The sequence below is a fragment of the Clostridioides sp. LIBA-7678 genome, from assembly GCF_056716065.1.
This window is the reverse complement of the sequence record NZ_CP196987.1, coordinates 2437839-2453912: the sequence shown is the minus strand read 5'-3', so window position 1 is coordinate 2453912 and position 16074 is coordinate 2437839. Positions and strand designations below refer to the sequence as shown.

General features: G+C 27.6%; 16 protein-coding genes. 13 read left to right on the top strand and 3 right to left on the bottom strand.

Features of this window, described 5'->3' with window-relative positions; all coding sequences use genetic code 11:
* Window positions 1–9: 9 nt before the first annotated feature.
* Window positions 10–759 (top strand): amino acid ABC transporter ATP-binding protein, encoded by a 750-nt coding sequence (locus ACTG46_RS11880; protein ID WP_054270629.1) that lies wholly within the window; start codon window positions 10–12, stop codon window positions 757–759.
* A gap of 354 nt (window positions 760–1113) precedes the next feature.
* Here the strand turns inward: ACTG46_RS11880 and ACTG46_RS11875 are convergent, their stop codons facing one another.
* Window positions 1114–1818, bottom strand: coding sequence for a Crp/Fnr family transcriptional regulator (locus ACTG46_RS11875; protein WP_054276943.1), 705 nt, complete (start codon window positions 1816–1818; stop codon window positions 1114–1116).
* Window positions 1819–1982: 164 nt separating this feature from the next.
* On the opposite strand from ACTG46_RS11875, the gene ACTG46_RS11870 reads away from it, so the two are divergent.
* From ACTG46_RS11870 to ACTG46_RS11850, 5 genes are all read left to right on the top strand, one after another.
* On the top strand, window positions 1983–2711 hold the full coding sequence (locus tag ACTG46_RS11870) for a 4Fe-4S binding protein (protein WP_054270627.1): 729 nt from the start codon (window positions 1983–1985) through the stop codon (window positions 2709–2711).
* A 57-nt stretch (window positions 2712–2768) separates the two neighbouring features.
* Window positions 2769–4361: a hydroxylamine reductase gene (hcp, locus tag ACTG46_RS11865; RefSeq protein ID WP_074179628.1), complete on the top strand. Its 1593-nt coding sequence runs from the start codon at window positions 2769–2771 to the stop codon at window positions 4359–4361.
* A 333-nt stretch (window positions 4362–4694) separates the two neighbouring features.
* On the top strand, window positions 4695–5600 hold the full coding sequence (locus tag ACTG46_RS11860; RefSeq protein ID WP_074179629.1) for a patatin-like phospholipase family protein: 906 nt from the start codon (window positions 4695–4697) through the stop codon (window positions 5598–5600).
* Window positions 5601–5724: 124 nt separating this feature from the next.
* Complete coding sequence (gene msrA, locus ACTG46_RS11855; protein ID WP_479922864.1) at window positions 5725–6678, top strand: peptide-methionine (S)-S-oxide reductase MsrA; 954 nt, start codon at window positions 5725–5727, stop codon at window positions 6676–6678.
* Window positions 6679–6832: 154 nt separating this feature from the next.
* A complete protein-coding gene (locus tag ACTG46_RS11850) occupies window positions 6833–7963 on the top strand; it encodes a helix-turn-helix domain-containing protein (protein WP_479922863.1) in 1131 nt (376 codons plus the stop codon).
* Between the two features lie 127 nt (window positions 7964–8090).
* Here the strand turns inward: ACTG46_RS11850 and ACTG46_RS11845 are convergent, their stop codons facing one another.
* Together ACTG46_RS11845 and ACTG46_RS11840 are read right to left on the bottom strand one after the other, a co-directional pair.
* Window positions 8091–8246, bottom strand: coding sequence for a hypothetical protein (locus ACTG46_RS11845; protein WP_231300717.1), 156 nt, complete (start codon window positions 8244–8246; stop codon window positions 8091–8093).
* Window positions 8247–8314: 68 nt separating this feature from the next.
* On the bottom strand, window positions 8315–9283 hold the full coding sequence (locus tag ACTG46_RS11840; protein WP_479922862.1) for an L-lactate dehydrogenase: 969 nt from the start codon (window positions 9281–9283) through the stop codon (window positions 8315–8317).
* Window positions 9284–9631: 348 nt separating this feature from the next.
* Here ACTG46_RS11840 and ACTG46_RS11835 point away from each other — a divergent pair, with 348 nt between their 5' ends.
* The 7 genes from ACTG46_RS11835 (at window position 9632) to ACTG46_RS11805 (ending at window position 16054) form a co-directional block, all read left to right on the top strand.
* A complete protein-coding gene (locus tag ACTG46_RS11835; RefSeq protein WP_284182032.1) occupies window positions 9632–9997 on the top strand; it encodes a hypothetical protein in 366 nt (121 codons plus the stop codon).
* Between the two features lie 259 nt (window positions 9998–10256).
* The gene (locus ACTG46_RS11830) at window positions 10257–11456 is read left to right on the top strand and encodes a DHHA1 domain-containing protein (RefSeq protein ID WP_479922861.1); all 1200 of its coding nucleotides are present in this window, start codon (window positions 10257–10259) and stop codon (window positions 11454–11456) included.
* A gap of 52 nt (window positions 11457–11508) precedes the next feature.
* Window positions 11509–12009: a GNAT family N-acetyltransferase gene (locus ACTG46_RS11825; protein WP_054270619.1), complete on the top strand. Its 501-nt coding sequence runs from the start codon at window positions 11509–11511 to the stop codon at window positions 12007–12009.
* Between the two features lie 97 nt (window positions 12010–12106).
* Complete coding sequence (locus tag ACTG46_RS11820) at window positions 12107–12424, top strand: hypothetical protein (protein ID WP_054270618.1); 318 nt, start codon at window positions 12107–12109, stop codon at window positions 12422–12424.
* 154 nt (window positions 12425–12578) lie between these two features.
* Window positions 12579–13538, top strand: a complete 960-nt coding sequence (locus ACTG46_RS11815; RefSeq protein ID WP_243192575.1) for a VanZ family protein — start codon at window positions 12579–12581, stop codon at window positions 13536–13538.
* 115 nt (window positions 13539–13653) lie between these two features.
* Window positions 13654–14442 (top strand): putative ABC transporter permease, encoded by a 789-nt coding sequence (locus ACTG46_RS11810; protein WP_219673365.1) that lies wholly within the window; start codon window positions 13654–13656, stop codon window positions 14440–14442.
* Between the two features lie 292 nt (window positions 14443–14734).
* Complete coding sequence (locus tag ACTG46_RS11805; RefSeq protein ID WP_054270615.1) at window positions 14735–16054, top strand: aminotransferase class III-fold pyridoxal phosphate-dependent enzyme; 1320 nt, start codon at window positions 14735–14737, stop codon at window positions 16052–16054.
* Window positions 16055–16074 lie beyond the last annotated feature (20 nt).

The following is a 16074-nucleotide window of genomic DNA, read 5'->3' as shown; positions in this document are numbered from 1 at the left end:
TGGAGAACTATGATAAAAGTAGAAAATTTACATAAAAGTTTTAAAGGGACAGAAGTTCTTAAAGGTATAAATCTAGAGATAAATCAAAGTGAAGTAGTAGCTATACTTGGACCATCTGGAACAGGCAAATCAACACTCCTTAGATGTTTAAATTATCTAGTTGAGCCTACAAAAGGGAAGATAATGATTGGAGATGTAAAGGTAGATGTAGAAAAAGCGACAAAAAAAGATATAGCAAATTTAAGAAAACATACATCTATGGTATTTCAGAATTATAACCTATTTAAAAATAAAACTGCACTAGAAAATGTAATGGAGGCATTAATAGTAGTACATAAAAAAAGTAAACAAGAAGCTAAAGAGATATCTTTAAAATTAATAGACAAAGTAGGTATGTTGGATAGAAAAGATTTTTATCCATCAAAATTATCTGGAGGTCAACAACAAAGAATAGGTATAGCTAGAGCTATGGCAGTAAATCCAAATGTAATATTATTTGATGAGCCAACATCGGCACTTGACCCAGAACTTGTTGGAGAAGTGTTAAGTGTTATAAAATCACTTGCAAAAGAAGGAATAACAATGCTTATTGTAACTCATGAAATAAATTTTGCAAAAGAAGTTGCTGATAAAATCATATTTATGGATAATGGTGTAATAGCTGAAGAAGGAACTCCTAATGAGATATTTAATAATCCTAAAAATGAAAGAACTGCAAAATTTTTAAATATCATTAGGAAAGAAGAAGTATTTAATTAAATTTAGACAACTTTGAAAGAATACTATAAAACTAATAGTAGCAACAATAGCTACTATAACTGATATTCCTAATACTATATTAAATACAACTGGTAATACAGTAACATCAATGTTAGTTGCACGATTAGTGGAAGGAAAAGACTGGCTTATAGATAAAACATCAATTACTACAAAAAAAATAAGCTAATTATAAATCCAATTAATATATAAAGTTAATAGATGTCTAATTTTGGATAAATTAGACATCTATTAACTTTTTGAGTAAAAATATAAATTTAAGATTCAAGTACAATACTTATAATTTTAATAAATTAACATAATTTATATTGAGGTAGACAAGTTTAAATGTCTAGTCTACTTTTGAAAACAGAATATTTCAAACTTGTTTTTATTAAAAGATAACAAACCTTCATCTCTCATCTTACCAAGCTCTCTTGACATAGAACTCCTATCAACACACAAAAAATCAGCCATTTCATTTCTTGAGAAAGGAACTGTAAATTTGTGACTACCTGTTTGTTCTATTTGTTTTGAAAAATACATAAGTAATTTTTCACGAGTTGTTTTACGAGAAAGTAATTCTATTTTATTGTGAAGTAAAATATTTTTTTCAGCTATTAATTGTAACATGTTTTCAATTAATCTATTATGAAATACACATGTTGATGAACAAATACCAGTTACACTTTTAAACTTTATAAATAAAATTTCACAAGAAGATGTTGTAGTCACTGTGACATTGCTTTTATGTAGTCTAGTACATGCAAATACTTCTCCAAATAAATCTCCAGGTAATAGTTCAGCTACAATATTTCGATTACCTTCAATATCTTCCTTTATTATATGTGCACTTCCTTTAAGCATAATTCCAATAGAAGTGACCTCACTTCCAACTGAGAATATTATGCTATCCTTTGGATAAATCTTATCAACAACACCTAAACATTCTAACATTGCTTCAAGTTCGTCATTTTTAATTCCTTCAAAGAGAGGAATTTTTTTTAGCAGACTTATATGTTTTTCTAAAATTTTTTTCAAACAATCACTTCCTTGTTGCATATGCAACCGATAATTTGTTTTTATTGTACTATACTAAATTTATAAAAGCAAGAAGATATAAAAATCTTATTACAAAAAATTTGAAAGAAAAAGATGTAAGTCTTGAAAATAAATATATAAAAAATCAATATTTTAAATTAAAAAAATTTTATGAGGTGATATAAATGATGAGAAAAATAATTAAAATCGATGAGAAAAAATGTAATGGTTGTGGATTATGTGTTGAAGCTTGCCATGAAGAAGCTATAGGAATGGTAAATGGAAAAGCAAAACTTTTAAGAGATGATTATTGTGATGGTCTAGGAGATTGTCTACCAACTTGTCCAACAAATGCTATTTCATTTGAATATAGAGAAGCAGCAGAGTATGATGAAGTAGCAGTAAAAGCAAACATGGAAGCAAAGAAAGCACAAAATACAAATCTAGCATGTGGATGTCCAGGCTCTCAGTCTAAATCTATAAATAGAGACGTGTCAGATAATGAACAGGTAAATAATAATATAGCAGCTGAAACACAAGGGTCTCAGCTTAATCAGTGGCCAGTACAAATAAAACTAGTACCAGCTAATGCATCATATTTAAAAAATGCAAGTCTTTTAATAGCAGCTGACTGTACAGCATATGCATATGGAAATTTCCATAATAAATTTATGAAAAACAAGGTTACATTAATTGGTTGCCCTAAACTTGATGAAGTAGATTATGCTGAAAAACTTACAGAGATTTTAAAAACGAATGATATTAAAAATATAGTAGTAACACGTATGGAAGTTCCTTGTTGTGGTGGTATAGTAAATGCTGTTAAGACAGCTCTACAAAATAGTGGAAAGATGATACCATGGCAAATAGTTACTATATCTGTAGATGGAAAAATTGTGGATGGAGAAATTTAATTAAGCTAATAACAAAAAATGTAATAAATTTTAATAAATAAAAAGGGAGGAATAAAAATGGAGAATATGTTTTGTTTTCAATGTGAACAAACAGCAGGGGGTAAAGGATGTACTATAAACGGAGTTTGTGGCAAAAAGGGGGGTACAGCCAACTTACAAGATGAGCTTACAGGAGTATTAATTGGTCTTTCAAGAGCAACTATTGGAAATAAAAATAGACCAACAAGTGAAACAGATAAAGTTATGATAGAGGGATTATTCACTACTATAACAAATGTAAGTTTTGATGATGAAGCTATAAAAAGACAAATTGAAAAAACTGAGATAGAAAAAAGTAAACTTGTACCTAGATGTTTAGATTGTGAAACAAAATGTAGTAGAAATGATAACTATGATATGAAAAACTTGTGGAATGACAATGAAGATGTACGTTCATTAAAATCATTAATTCTATTTGGACTAAGAGGTATGGCTGCTTATGCATATCATGCAATGGTACTTGGTTATACAGACAAAGAAGTAAATGAATTTTTCTATGAAGGATTAATAGCAGTTGGAGGGGACTTAGCGATTGATGAACTTTTAGGATTGGTTATGAAAACTGGAGAAATAAACTTAAAATGCATGGAATTACTTGATAGAGCAAATACTGAAACTTATGGAATACCAGAGCCAACTCAAGTACCTATGAAAATTGAGAAAGGGCCATTCATAGTAGTTACAGGACATGACCTTTATGATTTACACAAATTATTAGAACAAACAAAAGATAAGGGAATAAATATATATACTCATGGAGAGTTATTACCAGCACATGCATATCCAAAATTAAAAGAATATAAGCACTTAAAAGGAAATTTTGGTACAGCATGGCAAAATCAACAAAAAGAGTTTGATAATATTCCTGCTCCAATACTGTTTACAACAAACTGTTTAATGCCTGTTAAAGACAGTTATAGAGATAGAGTATTTACTACAGAAGTAGTTGCTTATCCAGGAATGATTCATATTGATGAAGATAAAGATTTTTCTAGTGTAATAGAGAAATCTCTTGAACTTGGAGGCTATAAAGAAGATGTTCATATGACTGGCATTAATGGAGGAGATACATTAACTACTGGTTTTGCAAGAGGTACAGTTTCATCTGTACAGGATAAAGTAGTAGATGCTGTTAAAAGTGGAGATATAAGACACTTTTTATTAGTTGGAGGTTGTGATGGTGCAAAACCTGGAAGAAACTATTATACTGAATTTGTAAAACAAGCCCCTAAAGATACTGTCATATTGACACTTGCATGCGGAAAATATAGATTTAATGATTTAGACCTTGGAGAAATTGGAGGTTTGCCTCGTTTAATGGATATGGGGCAATGTAATGATGCTTATAGTGCGATACAAGTAGCAGTCTCATTGGCGAATGCTTTTGAATGTGGAGTAAATGAATTACCTCTTAGTATGGTATTATCATGGTATGAGCAAAAGGCCGTTTGTATACTTCTTACATTACTTCATTTAGGTATCAAAAATATTTATATAGGACCTTCTTTACCAGCATTCTTATCTCAAAATGTATTGAATATATTGGTTGATAAATTTGCATTAACACCTATATCTACTCCAGAAGAAGATATGAAGAAAATACTAGGATAAAGAAAATAAGTATATTCAAGAAGGGAAGTATTTGTAATTAAAATAAATAAGGAAGTGTCTCAAATTAACTTTTTAGTTCATGAGGCACTCTTTTTTTTATGAAATCAAATATATTTTTATCATTTCAATAATAAAAAAGAGGCTTATCTCTATTTTGGGACAGCCTCTTATTTATTTTAGATATTATAAGGTATGTACAGTACAAAGTACTTTAAATACCGAAATAGTAACATTGTTATATAGAACTTGCATAAAATATATATACTACTATAATGAAATTATTTTGACTGAAATTTAAAATCGATAAGGTATTTTGTATGGGGGTATATGTATATGAAAAATTCTAATTTTAATATATTGACTTTTGATGGTGGAGGATTAAGAGGAGCATTGAGTATAGCCATACTTGAGAGAATGGTAAATCAGTATCCAAATTTGTTAGATAATATAAATATGTTTGGAGGTACATCTACAGGAAGTTTAATCGCATTAGGTCTTGCGTATGGTGTAAGTCCAAAAGATATAAAAGAACTCTATTCAATAGAAAATTCAAAGCATATTTTCAGTAAAAGTTATGCAGAAATGTTAAGACCTAAGTATGAAAATAAAAATTTAAAAGAAGTTTTACTAAGTATATTTCCAGAAGAATTAGAATTAAAAGACTTGAAAAAATTAGTAATGATACCAAGCTTTTATATAGGAAATGAAGAAAACTCATGGAAACCAGTGTTTTATAATAATATGCCAAGTTCTCTTACAAAGACTAGTAAGGTTATAGATGTAGCAATGGCAAGTAGTGCTGCTCCTGTGTTTTTTCCAACGTATAATCGACATATCGATGGAGGAATAATAGCAACTGACCCAAGTTTAGCATGTATAATTCATGCCATTGATAGTGGGTTTAAACTTAAAAATACAAGACTTTTTTCAATAGGAACTGGATATGTGTATAATAGTATAAAGGCAGATACTACTGAATGGGGAGCTATTGATTGGATAATTAATAAAGAACCCGATTTACCAATTATATCTATAACATTAGAAGGAAATTCTCAAATGAGCCAGTTATTTTCTCAAAAACTTCTTGGAGATAATTACTATAGACTAAATCCAAAAATGGAAAAGAATGTAGCTATGGATGATTATGATGAGTTGGAATATCTGTTATCTTTGGGCGAAAATTGTGATATAAAGGATGCTTTTGGATGGATAAGTAAAAAGAGTTTTTATAGAAAATAGATTTAATTTATAATTACATTTACAAACATTATTTTACTAATTAGATAAAAACAAGAAAATACAAGATTATTAAGCTACTTCTTAGGGAATAAATAAAATATAATTTTTTTAAGGAGTGATGAAAATGATAAAACTTGCTACTTTTGCAGGTGGATGTTTTTGGTGTATGGTGAAGCCTTTTGATAAATATGATGGAGTTATAAAGGTAGTTTCTGGATATATAGGTGGTCATGTTGAAAATCCCACATATCAAGAAGTATGTTCAGGAACAACTGGTCATGTAGAAGCTATTCAAATAACTTATGATGATGATATAATAAGCTATGATGAGTTACTAAATATATTTTGGAAACAGATTAATCCTACAGATGATGGTGGACAATTTGGTGATAGAGGGACTCAATATAAGACTGCTATATTTTATCATGATGAAGAACAAAAAAATATAGCTTTAAAGTCAAAAGAAGACTTAGAAAATAGTAAAATATTTGATAGCGAAATAGTAACAGTTATAATTCCAGCAACTAAATTTTATGATGCAGAAGAAAATCATCAAGATTATTATAAAAAAAGACCATTAAACTATAATATGTATTATAAAGGTTCAGGTAGGTATAACTTTGTAAAAAGTCACTGGGATGGAAATAATATAAATAGAGAAGAGTTAAAAAAGACTTTAACTCCTATACAATTTGAAGTTACTCAAAATGATATGACAGAAGTACCTTTTGAAAATGAATACTATGATAATGATAAAGAAGGGGTTTATGTTGATGTTGTGAGTGGAGAAGTTTTATTTTCATCAAAAGATAAATTTGATTCAGGATGTGGATGGCCAAGTTTTTCAAAGCCAGTAATAGATAAATCTATAGTTGAGAGAAGCGATTTCTCACAAGGTATGTATAGAGTTGAAGTAAGAAGTGCTAAAGGAAACTCTCATTTAGGTCATGTATTTGATGATGGGCCAAAAGAACTTGGAGGCTTAAGATACTGCATAAATTCTGCCTCTCTTAAATTTATACCTAAAGAAGAGATGGAAGGTTTAGGATATGGAGAATATCTAAAACTTTTTAAATAATTAAAATTAGCTATTATAGACTTAGATAAAAGGTGAAAATAAAAGATATATTTTCATCTTTTGTTTTTTTGTCAATAATATGATAAATTATTAATTGTAATCTTATAATTTATATTGATAGATTAAGAATTTAATTTTGAAAGAGAGAAAACAAATGAATTTAAAAGACTTTAATGGAAAGAGATTAAAATCAGCTAGAGTTTTTAGAGCAAAGACTATAGAACAGTTAGCTAAGGAAACGAAAATAAATAAGAAAGATTTGAAGGCTTTTGAAGAAAATAAATATATTCCTAATATGGAAAATACATTAAAATTATCAAATATATTAAATTTTCCAAAAGAGTATTTTTATAAACATGAAAATATGAATGTTATTGTTGAGGATGGTCATTTTAATCCTCAATCTAAACTACCTAGAGTAGAAGAAATTTCTTATAGAGAAAAAATGATAATTATTCATAAAATATACTCATTTATGGAGAGTTATATTAAGTTTCCAAAAGAAAATTTACCAAGTAAAAGAATAATGTCAGATACTAACATAAATGATATAGAAAGTCTTGCATATAAAACAAGAGCATTTTGGGATTTAAATAACAGCCCAATAGTAAATATGGTAAACTTACTAGAATCTAATGGAATTATAATATCTGGTATGAATGTAGATAAAAAAGGGGCAACAATCTTTACCCAAAAACAGAGAATTGGAAAAGAAGTTAAATATTTAATATCTCTGGGTAATGATAAAAAATCAGCATCAATTAGAAACTATGATTTAGCATATGAACTTGGTTATATAGTGTCAAGTGAATTGAGAATACCAAATAAGCAATTTTCAGCAGATGAGTATGCATGTGCATTTTTATTACCAAAAGAGAGTTTTTTAGAAGACTTGATTCATCCAGAAGACATAGATTATTATGTAGAGTTAAAGAAGAAGTGGATTGTACCTATGTCTGCTATGCTTTTTAGAGCATATAATCTAGGTAAGATAAATTATAAAAAATATAATTATCTTATGAATGAGATGGAGAAAAAAGGGTGGTTAAGAGAAGAACCTCTAGATAAAATGAAAGGTTCAAGTCCAATGTATTTAAAAAGAGCAGTCGAATTATTGATAGAAAATAAAATAATGAGTACAAATAGTATAGTATCTAGTTTAGAAGAATTTGGAATAAATCTTTATCCAGAAGATTTAGAATTGTTAATGGGACTAAAAAAGGGATTATTATCTCAAAATATAAATAAAAAAAGCAAAGTTATAAAATTTGATGGAAATAAGTAGGTTGATATTTTAGTATTGAAATTAAAAGCAGGTATAGATGATTTTAACATTAACTTAGTTAAAAGATTTTTGTTATGAGTAATTTACCTGCTTTTAATATAAAGTTTTAAAATTTAAAAAAAGTATCTTAGTCGACCATTAGTAGCTCATAACAAACACCTTGAGCTACCAAGTTAAATCCAAAATGTGAACCAACATGACCAATTCCGATTATTGATATTTTTCTAGGTTTTATTGTAAAACTTAGCATCTCATCACATTTTGTTTTATGTATACATATCATGATACTCTACAATAATCATAGAGTTATTTAAATGAGTTAGATAAGACTCTCTTAAAATAATTTTGAATCTAAAGTGTTTTTGAAAGTGCAATATGTTCTCTTAAAACAGAGCAAGATTTACTAAATTCATTTTGCTCATCTTCAGTCAGATTGATTTCAATAATTTCTTCTATGCCATCTTTTCCTATAACACAAGGAACACCTGCAAATACATTTGTCTCATTGTATTGACCTTCTAACAGTGTAGAGACAGGTAGAATTTTTTTCTCATTATGTAATATAGCTTTTACAATTTCTACTAAAGCAGTGCCTATTCCAAATTCTGTACAATCTTTACCATTTATTATACTTATACCTGTTTTCTTATTTTTTTCAACTATTGATGGCAAATCTAGTTCTCCATAAGTAGTTGGATTATCCTTTATCATGTCTAATAAAGGCTTACCACCAATTGAAACATGAGACCAAGGAATCATTTGAGAGTCTCCATGTTCACCCATAGAATAAGCTTGTATTGACTGTTGAGCTATTCCAGTTTCTTCAGATAGAAGTCTTCTAAGTCTTGTTGAATCTAAAGCTGTGCCAGTTCCAATAACTTTATTTTTAGGAAAACCAGATTTTTCCCAAATATAATTTGTGACTACATCAACAGGATTAGATATAACTATAAATATACCATCAAAACCAGAATTAATTATAGGTTCTACTATAGACTTTATCATTCCAATGGTTGGTCTTAGTAGGTCTAATCTAGTTGTGTTTTGTCTACGTAAAGGTCCTTCTGAAGAGTCAGCAACGCTTATTACTACTATATCAGAATCTTGGCAATCATCAAAAGTTCCCTTGTCTATAGATACTTTATGTGGTAAATAAGAAACTGCATCAGCTAAGTCTAAAGCTTGAGCTTTTGCTTTATCCTCATCTATATCAATCATAAAGAGTTCATCACAAACCCCTTGAGTTATCAAACTAAATCCACAATGAGACCCAACATGCCCTGAACCCACAATCGATATTTTTCTTGGTTTTATTGCCATTTTATATCACTCCCCCTAAAACAACGACACATTTATAAGAAAATTATAGATGTTATTAAAAGCTGTTTTTGTATATTTTAATATTCTATTATTTCAGAAAATTTATTTAATATGATTTTATACTAAAATTTTTAAAAAATCAATGTTAATATACTCTATATTAATGAATGTTAAAGTATTATATGTATATTTAAAATTATTAATAATTATTAAAATATGTAATGTCACGGATATTCAAAACATTTAAGAGTAGAATATGTTCATAAATAATAATGATGTCGGTTGATAATGATATTAAATTGAGGTATACTGTTTTTTCAAATTAAAAAATAAAGGAGTAAATGTGTTATGAATTATTACACAAAGGAAGAATTGATGGAAGCACTGAGAGTAGTTTCTTCAAGTATTATTAATTGTGAAAAAATGCAACCAAAATTTTCAGAGGGGACTTCTCAGCATTCCCTTCTTAGAAATAGGATAAAAGCCTTGTATATTTCTAAGGCATTGATAGAATCTGAGGATATTATGGATAAATATACAAAAGAAGAGTTAATAGAAGCTTTACCACCTATAACTTCGATTATTAGCAAATGTGAAAAAGGACAGATGAAATTTTCAGAGGGGACTTCTCATCATACACGTTTTAAGAATATTATAGAAGCAATGTATATTTCAAAATCATTAATAATGGATGAAATTAGTAAAAGAGATTAAAGCTTATTTTACAATTTAACATGTTTTAATATACTTTTCATTATATAAGAAAATAAGTAAGCATACATGTTATAAAATATTGGAATAATATACAATTATAAATTTGTTAACACTAATATCTATATGTTAAAATATAGTAGATGATGTTAGTAAATAATAGGATGAGTTCTATTTTAATACAATTAAATTAAGCTTAGGTTGAAATTTGTATTTAAAAAGTAAAGTAGTCTAGAATTAAGAAAATGGAGATAGAATTATAATGGAAAAGTTATATTATACAAACCAATATGTAAGAGATTTTACAGCAGAAATAATTGAAATAAAAGAAATAGAAAATAAGTATCATGTTTTATTAGATAAGACAGCGTTTTTTCCTGGTGGAGGAGGTCAGTTTGGAGACCTAGGAAAAATAGAGAATTATGATGTAATAAGTGTGTATGAAGATGGAAAAAATATATACCATGTATTAGATAAAAAACCTATAAAGATACATAAGGTAAAGTGTAGTATTGATTGGGAGAGAAGAGAGGATGGAATGCATCAACATTTTGGACAACATGTATTATCTGGATGTTTTTTTAAAACTTTTAATGCAAATACGACAGGTTTTCATCTAGGAAATGAGTATAGTACAGTAGATATAGAAGGTAATTTAGAAGAGGATAAAATTAGAGAGATAGAGTTGATTGCTAATGAAATTATTCGTCAAAATATACAAGTAGAAACCTTACTTCCAACAAAAAAAGAACTAAAAAAGATTTGGTTAAGACGTGACTTGCCAAATACTAATGAAGAGATAAGAGTAATAAAAATAGGTGATTTAGATACAAATGCGTGTTGTGGAGTGCATCCAAAATCAACTGGTGAATTAAGAATGATAAAAATAAAGAAATGGGAAAAACATAAGTCAAGTACAAGAATAGAGTTTCTAGCAGGTAAAAGGGCAGTGGATGAAGTATTAAAGAGGGATATATATCTGACTAAAATATGTAGATATTTGAGTTGCAGTGAAGAGGATGCTATAAATGGTATTGTAAATTTAAATAATAAGGTGGAAGAAGCTCTAAGTAAAAAAAGAAAGATTGAAGAAGTAGTAGCTAATTATCAAGTTAAAGAAATGATTGAAAATGCAAATAAAATTAATACTATTTCAGTTATTAAAAAGGTCTATGATAATGAAGATTTAAAATATGTAAACAAAATAGCAAACAAAATTACAGAAGATGAAAATAATATTGCATTATTTGCTGTTAAATTTGAAGATAAAATAAATCTAATTTTTGCATGTTCTAAAAACTTGAAAAATATTAATATGGGAAATTTATTAAAAGATGCAATAAGTCTTATAGATGGTAAAGGTGGAGGAAGCCAAGTACTAGCTCAAGGTGGAGGAAAAAATAATGGTAATTTAGAAGCTACACTTGATTATGCATTTATGAAGCTAGAAAAAACTCTATAAATATATTTAAGCAAAAACATCAATGTAATAAAATAGATATGGGGGAATAAACATGGAACAACAAAAGGATTATATAGAGTTATATGAAAATGAAGAATTAATAGAGATAAGGGAAGCTCGTATAGATGATTTGGATGTAATAGCAAAATTTAATTATAATTTAGCTAAGGAAACTGAAGGAAAAGAGCTTGATATGGATGTTCTGACTAAAGGTGTAAAAGCATTATTATTGGATGAAAGAAAAGGTAAATATCATGTCTATACAGTATTTGATAAAGTTGTTGCACAGATTATGTATACGTATGAGTGGAGTGATTGGAGAAATGGGAATTTTCTTTGGATTCAGAGTGTATATGTAGAGAAAGAATATAGAAGAAAAGGTATTTTTAATTATTTATTTAATTATATAAAAAATATGTGTGATAGAGATGAAACTATTGTTGGAATGAGATTATATGTAGAAAAAGAAAACATAAATGCAAAAGCAACATATGAGTCTTTAAATATGTATGAGTGTGATTATAATATGTATGAATATGAAGTAATACACTAGTAATATAAACCTATGATATTATAGAGATTATTGAGTATATTGATAACTATGTGAAATAAACTGGATATTATAATTAGAATTTTTAGGGGGTATAAAAATGGACGTTTTCAAAGGAATGTTTTATGTATTTTTATTTTTAGATTTAGTATCAATATTTTGCTTCTTTTTTAACAAAGGAAAAATAGCATCTAATAAATTTGTATTTAATGCAATAGGGGTACTTACATTTGTGCTTTGTTTTATGCTTTTTAGTTATTATCCAAATAGCAATATTCTTGGCAAGTTTATTGCATCTATATTTTTTATATTTGGAATAGTAGGAGTTATGTTAAAAGAGAAAAACTTTTTATATGCTAGGCTTCTTTTAACATTAGTTATTGTTTTTTCAACAATTATATTGTTCGTTATTCATTAGAAGATATTTGTTTAAGGATTTGTTAAGGTCTACACTTTTTAGTGTAGGCTTTTTTTGTTTTTAATAAATATTTAAGGAAATTTTAAGAAAATTTTAAAATCGTCTTAAATGTTTATTGCTACCATTGAAATATTAAGAGAGAAGGTGATTATTAGTGGAAGAAAATAAAAAATTAGAAAAATTTTTACTATCAATTGTGTACATAATATTTTTTGTATATGTTTTATTGACTATAAGAATAATTTTATTTAAAGATGTACCAATTTACGCTATTTTTAAAGGAATGTTCAGGTCTGTAAATTTAATACCATTTTATACAATATGGCAATTTATCATAGATAATAATATTAGTTTTATGAGAGCTACTGTAAATATTATAGGAAATATAGGCATATTTATTCCAATGGGGATTTTCTTCCCTATAGTATTTAAAGAATTAAATAAAAAAACTATGATTACAGCAATTATATTTATTAGTTTAGGATTTGAAACAATACAATATATTCTTGCTCTTGGAAGTAGTGATATAGATGATATTATTTTAAATTCATTGGGTGGTATAATTGGTATTGCTATTTACATAAATATGACTAAATTATTTCCTAATAATATAATAAAGTTCAAGGCTATAATAGGAACTAGCTTGGTTTTAGGAGTTATAGGGCTAGGAATTATTTCTATAAATTATCAAGATTTGCTAAACTTTAAATTTAAATCAAATAAAGAAATATCAAAAATATTAATTGAGGAAAATAAGGAAATAATCAAGGATATAAATAAAGATGAGGTAGACATAATTGGTACATTTGAGAGATTTGAAAAAGGCACAATAACCATTAAAGCTGGTTCTAATAATAAAGTAAAGAGACCAGAAAATATAATTGATAGTGATGGAAATATAAGAATTTATTTAAGTGAAAATACAAGATTAGTATCTTATGTGATTACTGAAGAATCAAAAAGTGATGTAGTTAAATATCAAGAATTTGATGTTAAAAATTTACCATTATTAAGGAAATACGATACATTTTATGTTTGGCTTGATAAAGAAAACCAATCAAAAGATAAACATGGGATTGTAGCTAGCAAATTGTTAATTGGATTAAATGAATAGGACATTAATTTAATATAAAAGAATAACAAACATAAAAAACGAAAAAACTATTTCTATAACTATTTTTACATTATGCATAAAATAAGACAACTTAGTGAAGGAGTAGAGATAAATTATGGAAATAATAAGGTATGTTTTGTACTTTTTTATATATTCTTTTTTAGGATGGACAGTAGAAAGTATAGGTTGTTCTATAGCGAGCAAAAGAATAATTAATAGAGGCTTTTTAAATGGTCCAATATGTCCTGTTTATGGTTTTGGAGCAGTGATTATAATATCATTATTGGAAAGGTTTGATAATATAGTTATAATATTTCTATTAGGCATGATTTTAACAACAATATTAGAGTATTTTACAGGATTTATTTTAGAGACCTTATTTCATGCAAAATGGTGGGATTATTCTGACAGAAAATTCAATATAAAGGGTAGAGTATGTTTAAAAAATGCAATATACTTTGGTGTAATGTCTGTTATAATAGTAAAGTTGATACATCCATTTATAAAGTATTTTGTAGGAACAATTCCATATAGAATATTAATATCAATGGCTATAATTACAACACTTTGGACTATAATTGATTTGATTGTTACTATTATAACACTCAAAAAATTGGATATAAAGTTAAACTTGTTAGATGAGATAATTGCAGACCTTAGTGAGATAAATGTGAAACTTGATAAATTTGATAGAGGCGAGATACAAGCTTTATTTAAAACAGTAAATAAAGATGAATTGGAAACTAGAGAAAAAATAAACAAAATAAACAGTAAATTAGACCGTATAGAGTCCAATATTATCCTACAAAAAAGAGTTATCAAAGCTTTTCCATATATAAAACATAAAAAACAACAAGAGCAATTAGAGTATTTCAAAGGTATTATTAGAGAAAATAAAAGATAATTATATAATTTAATAGAAAATAAACAGAATAATGGTATTTATAAGTTAATTTTCAAAGGACTCTATAAAAATAGAATAGAGTCCTTTATTTTTTGTGGAATAATGTTTATTTGATAAGAATAAAATATATTGTTCCTGAATAACAAATATTTTGAAAATTGTAAAAACATATATTGACAATTTGTGTCAAAGATAATAACATTAAGTATATAAAGAATTTTATATAGGAATATCTTTATAAATCGCAATAATTTTAAAACATAAATCTATTTAAAGAGGGGATGATTTGCCAATGAGCGAGATAACTAGTCAAATGATAAGTACAGAAGAAAAAAAATATGTTGCTAAAACACAAAAAATACCTTACTATCCAGTAGCATTTAAATCAGGTGATGGTGCAATGTTATATGATTATGAAGGTAATGAGTATGTTGATTTTTTAGCAAGTGCAGGCTCTGCGAATGTAGGTCATGGAAATAAGGAAATCTCACAAGCAGTTAAAGAACAAATGGATGATATTACACAATATACACTTGCGTATTTCCATAGTGATCCTCCTGTAAAATTAGCTGAGAAGCTTGTGGAAATAGCCCCTGGAGATAATGATAAAAAAGTATTATACAGTGCAACAGGTTCTGCTTGTATAGATGCTGCTATAAAACTAGCAAGAGGGTATACTGGAAGAACAAAAATAATATCTATGTATGAATCTTATCATGGAAGTACTTATGGAGCTATATCTATATCTGCATTAAGTACAAATATGAGAAGAAAAATGGGTCCATTGTTACCAGAAGTTTATCACTTCCATTACCCTGATAAAAATAGAACAGCTAAAGAATGTTTAGATGAGATAGAATATGCTTTTGCGCACTATTTACCAGCAGAAGAAGTAGCTGCAATATTTATAGAACCAATTGCAGGAGATGCAGGAATAATAGTACCTCCAGTAGAGTGGGTACAAGGTTTAAGTAAAATATGTAAAGAAAATGGAATACTACTTATAAGTGATGAAATACAACAAGGTATGGGAAGAACAGGTAAGTGGTTTGGTATAGAAAATTTCGGAGTTGAAGCAGACCTTATAGTTCTTGGAAAATCTGTTGGAGGTGGATTACCTTTAGGAGCAGTTGTTGGAAGAACTGAGATAATGCAAAGCCTTGATGCTCCAGCACATCTATTTACTTTAGCTGGAAATACAACAGTATGTGTAGCTGCTTTAAAATCTATAGAAATAATTGAAAGAGAAAACTTACTTCAAAAGAGTATAGAAATGGGAGATTATATTAAAGCAGGATTTGAGAAGTTAAGAGAAAAATACGATATAATTGGAGAAATAAGAGCTTTAGGATTATCTATAGGAGTTGATATAGTTAAAGGAAATGGCTCTAATGAAAAAAATCCAGATGCTACAGCTAAGATATGTTATAGATGTATACAAACTGGTTTAATAATGATATTCTTAGGTCAATCTACTTTAAGAGTACAACCTCCTCTAGTAATAACTAAGGAACAAGTAGATAAAGCAATGAGTATCATAGATTCTGCAATAGATGATTATTTAAATGGTAGAATTGGTGATGAAGTATATGAAGTAACTCAAGGTTGGTAAAATACATATAAATAAAAATA

What these genes read in the sequence shown, in the direction of transcription:
- ACTG46_RS11880 (WP_054270629.1), top strand. Translation starts at nt 10, where the DNA reads ATGATAAAAGTAGAAAATTTACATAAAAGTTTTAAAGGGACAGAAGTT.
- ACTG46_RS11875 (WP_054276943.1), bottom strand. Translation starts at nt 1,818, where the DNA reads ATGCAACAAGGAAGTGATTGTTTGAAAAAAATTTTAGAAAAACATATA.
- ACTG46_RS11870 (WP_054270627.1), top strand. Translation starts at nt 1,983, where the DNA reads ATGATGAGAAAAATAATTAAAATCGATGAGAAAAAATGTAATGGTTGT.
- hcp (WP_074179628.1), top strand. Translation starts at nt 2,769, where the DNA reads ATGGAGAATATGTTTTGTTTTCAATGTGAACAAACAGCAGGGGGTAAA.
- ACTG46_RS11860 (WP_074179629.1), top strand. Translation starts at nt 4,695, where the DNA reads ATGAAAAATTCTAATTTTAATATATTGACTTTTGATGGTGGAGGATTA.
- msrA (WP_479922864.1), top strand. Translation starts at nt 5,725, where the DNA reads ATGATAAAACTTGCTACTTTTGCAGGTGGATGTTTTTGGTGTATGGTG.
- ACTG46_RS11850 (WP_479922863.1), top strand. Translation starts at nt 6,833, where the DNA reads ATGAATTTAAAAGACTTTAATGGAAAGAGATTAAAATCAGCTAGAGTT.
- ACTG46_RS11845 (WP_231300717.1), bottom strand. Translation starts at nt 8,246, where the DNA reads ATGATATGTATACATAAAACAAAATGTGATGAGATGCTAAGTTTTACA.
- ACTG46_RS11840 (WP_479922862.1), bottom strand. Translation starts at nt 9,283, where the DNA reads ATGGCAATAAAACCAAGAAAAATATCGATTGTGGGTTCAGGGCATGTT.
- ACTG46_RS11835 (WP_284182032.1), top strand. Translation starts at nt 9,632, where the DNA reads ATGAATTATTACACAAAGGAAGAATTGATGGAAGCACTGAGAGTAGTT.
- ACTG46_RS11830 (WP_479922861.1), top strand. Translation starts at nt 10,257, where the DNA reads ATGGAAAAGTTATATTATACAAACCAATATGTAAGAGATTTTACAGCA.
- ACTG46_RS11825 (WP_054270619.1), top strand. Translation starts at nt 11,509, where the DNA reads ATGGAACAACAAAAGGATTATATAGAGTTATATGAAAATGAAGAATTA.
- ACTG46_RS11820 (WP_054270618.1), top strand. Translation starts at nt 12,107, where the DNA reads ATGGACGTTTTCAAAGGAATGTTTTATGTATTTTTATTTTTAGATTTA.
- ACTG46_RS11810 (WP_219673365.1), top strand. Translation starts at nt 13,654, where the DNA reads ATGGAAATAATAAGGTATGTTTTGTACTTTTTTATATATTCTTTTTTA.
- ACTG46_RS11805 (WP_054270615.1), top strand. Translation starts at nt 14,735, where the DNA reads ATGAGCGAGATAACTAGTCAAATGATAAGTACAGAAGAAAAAAAATAT.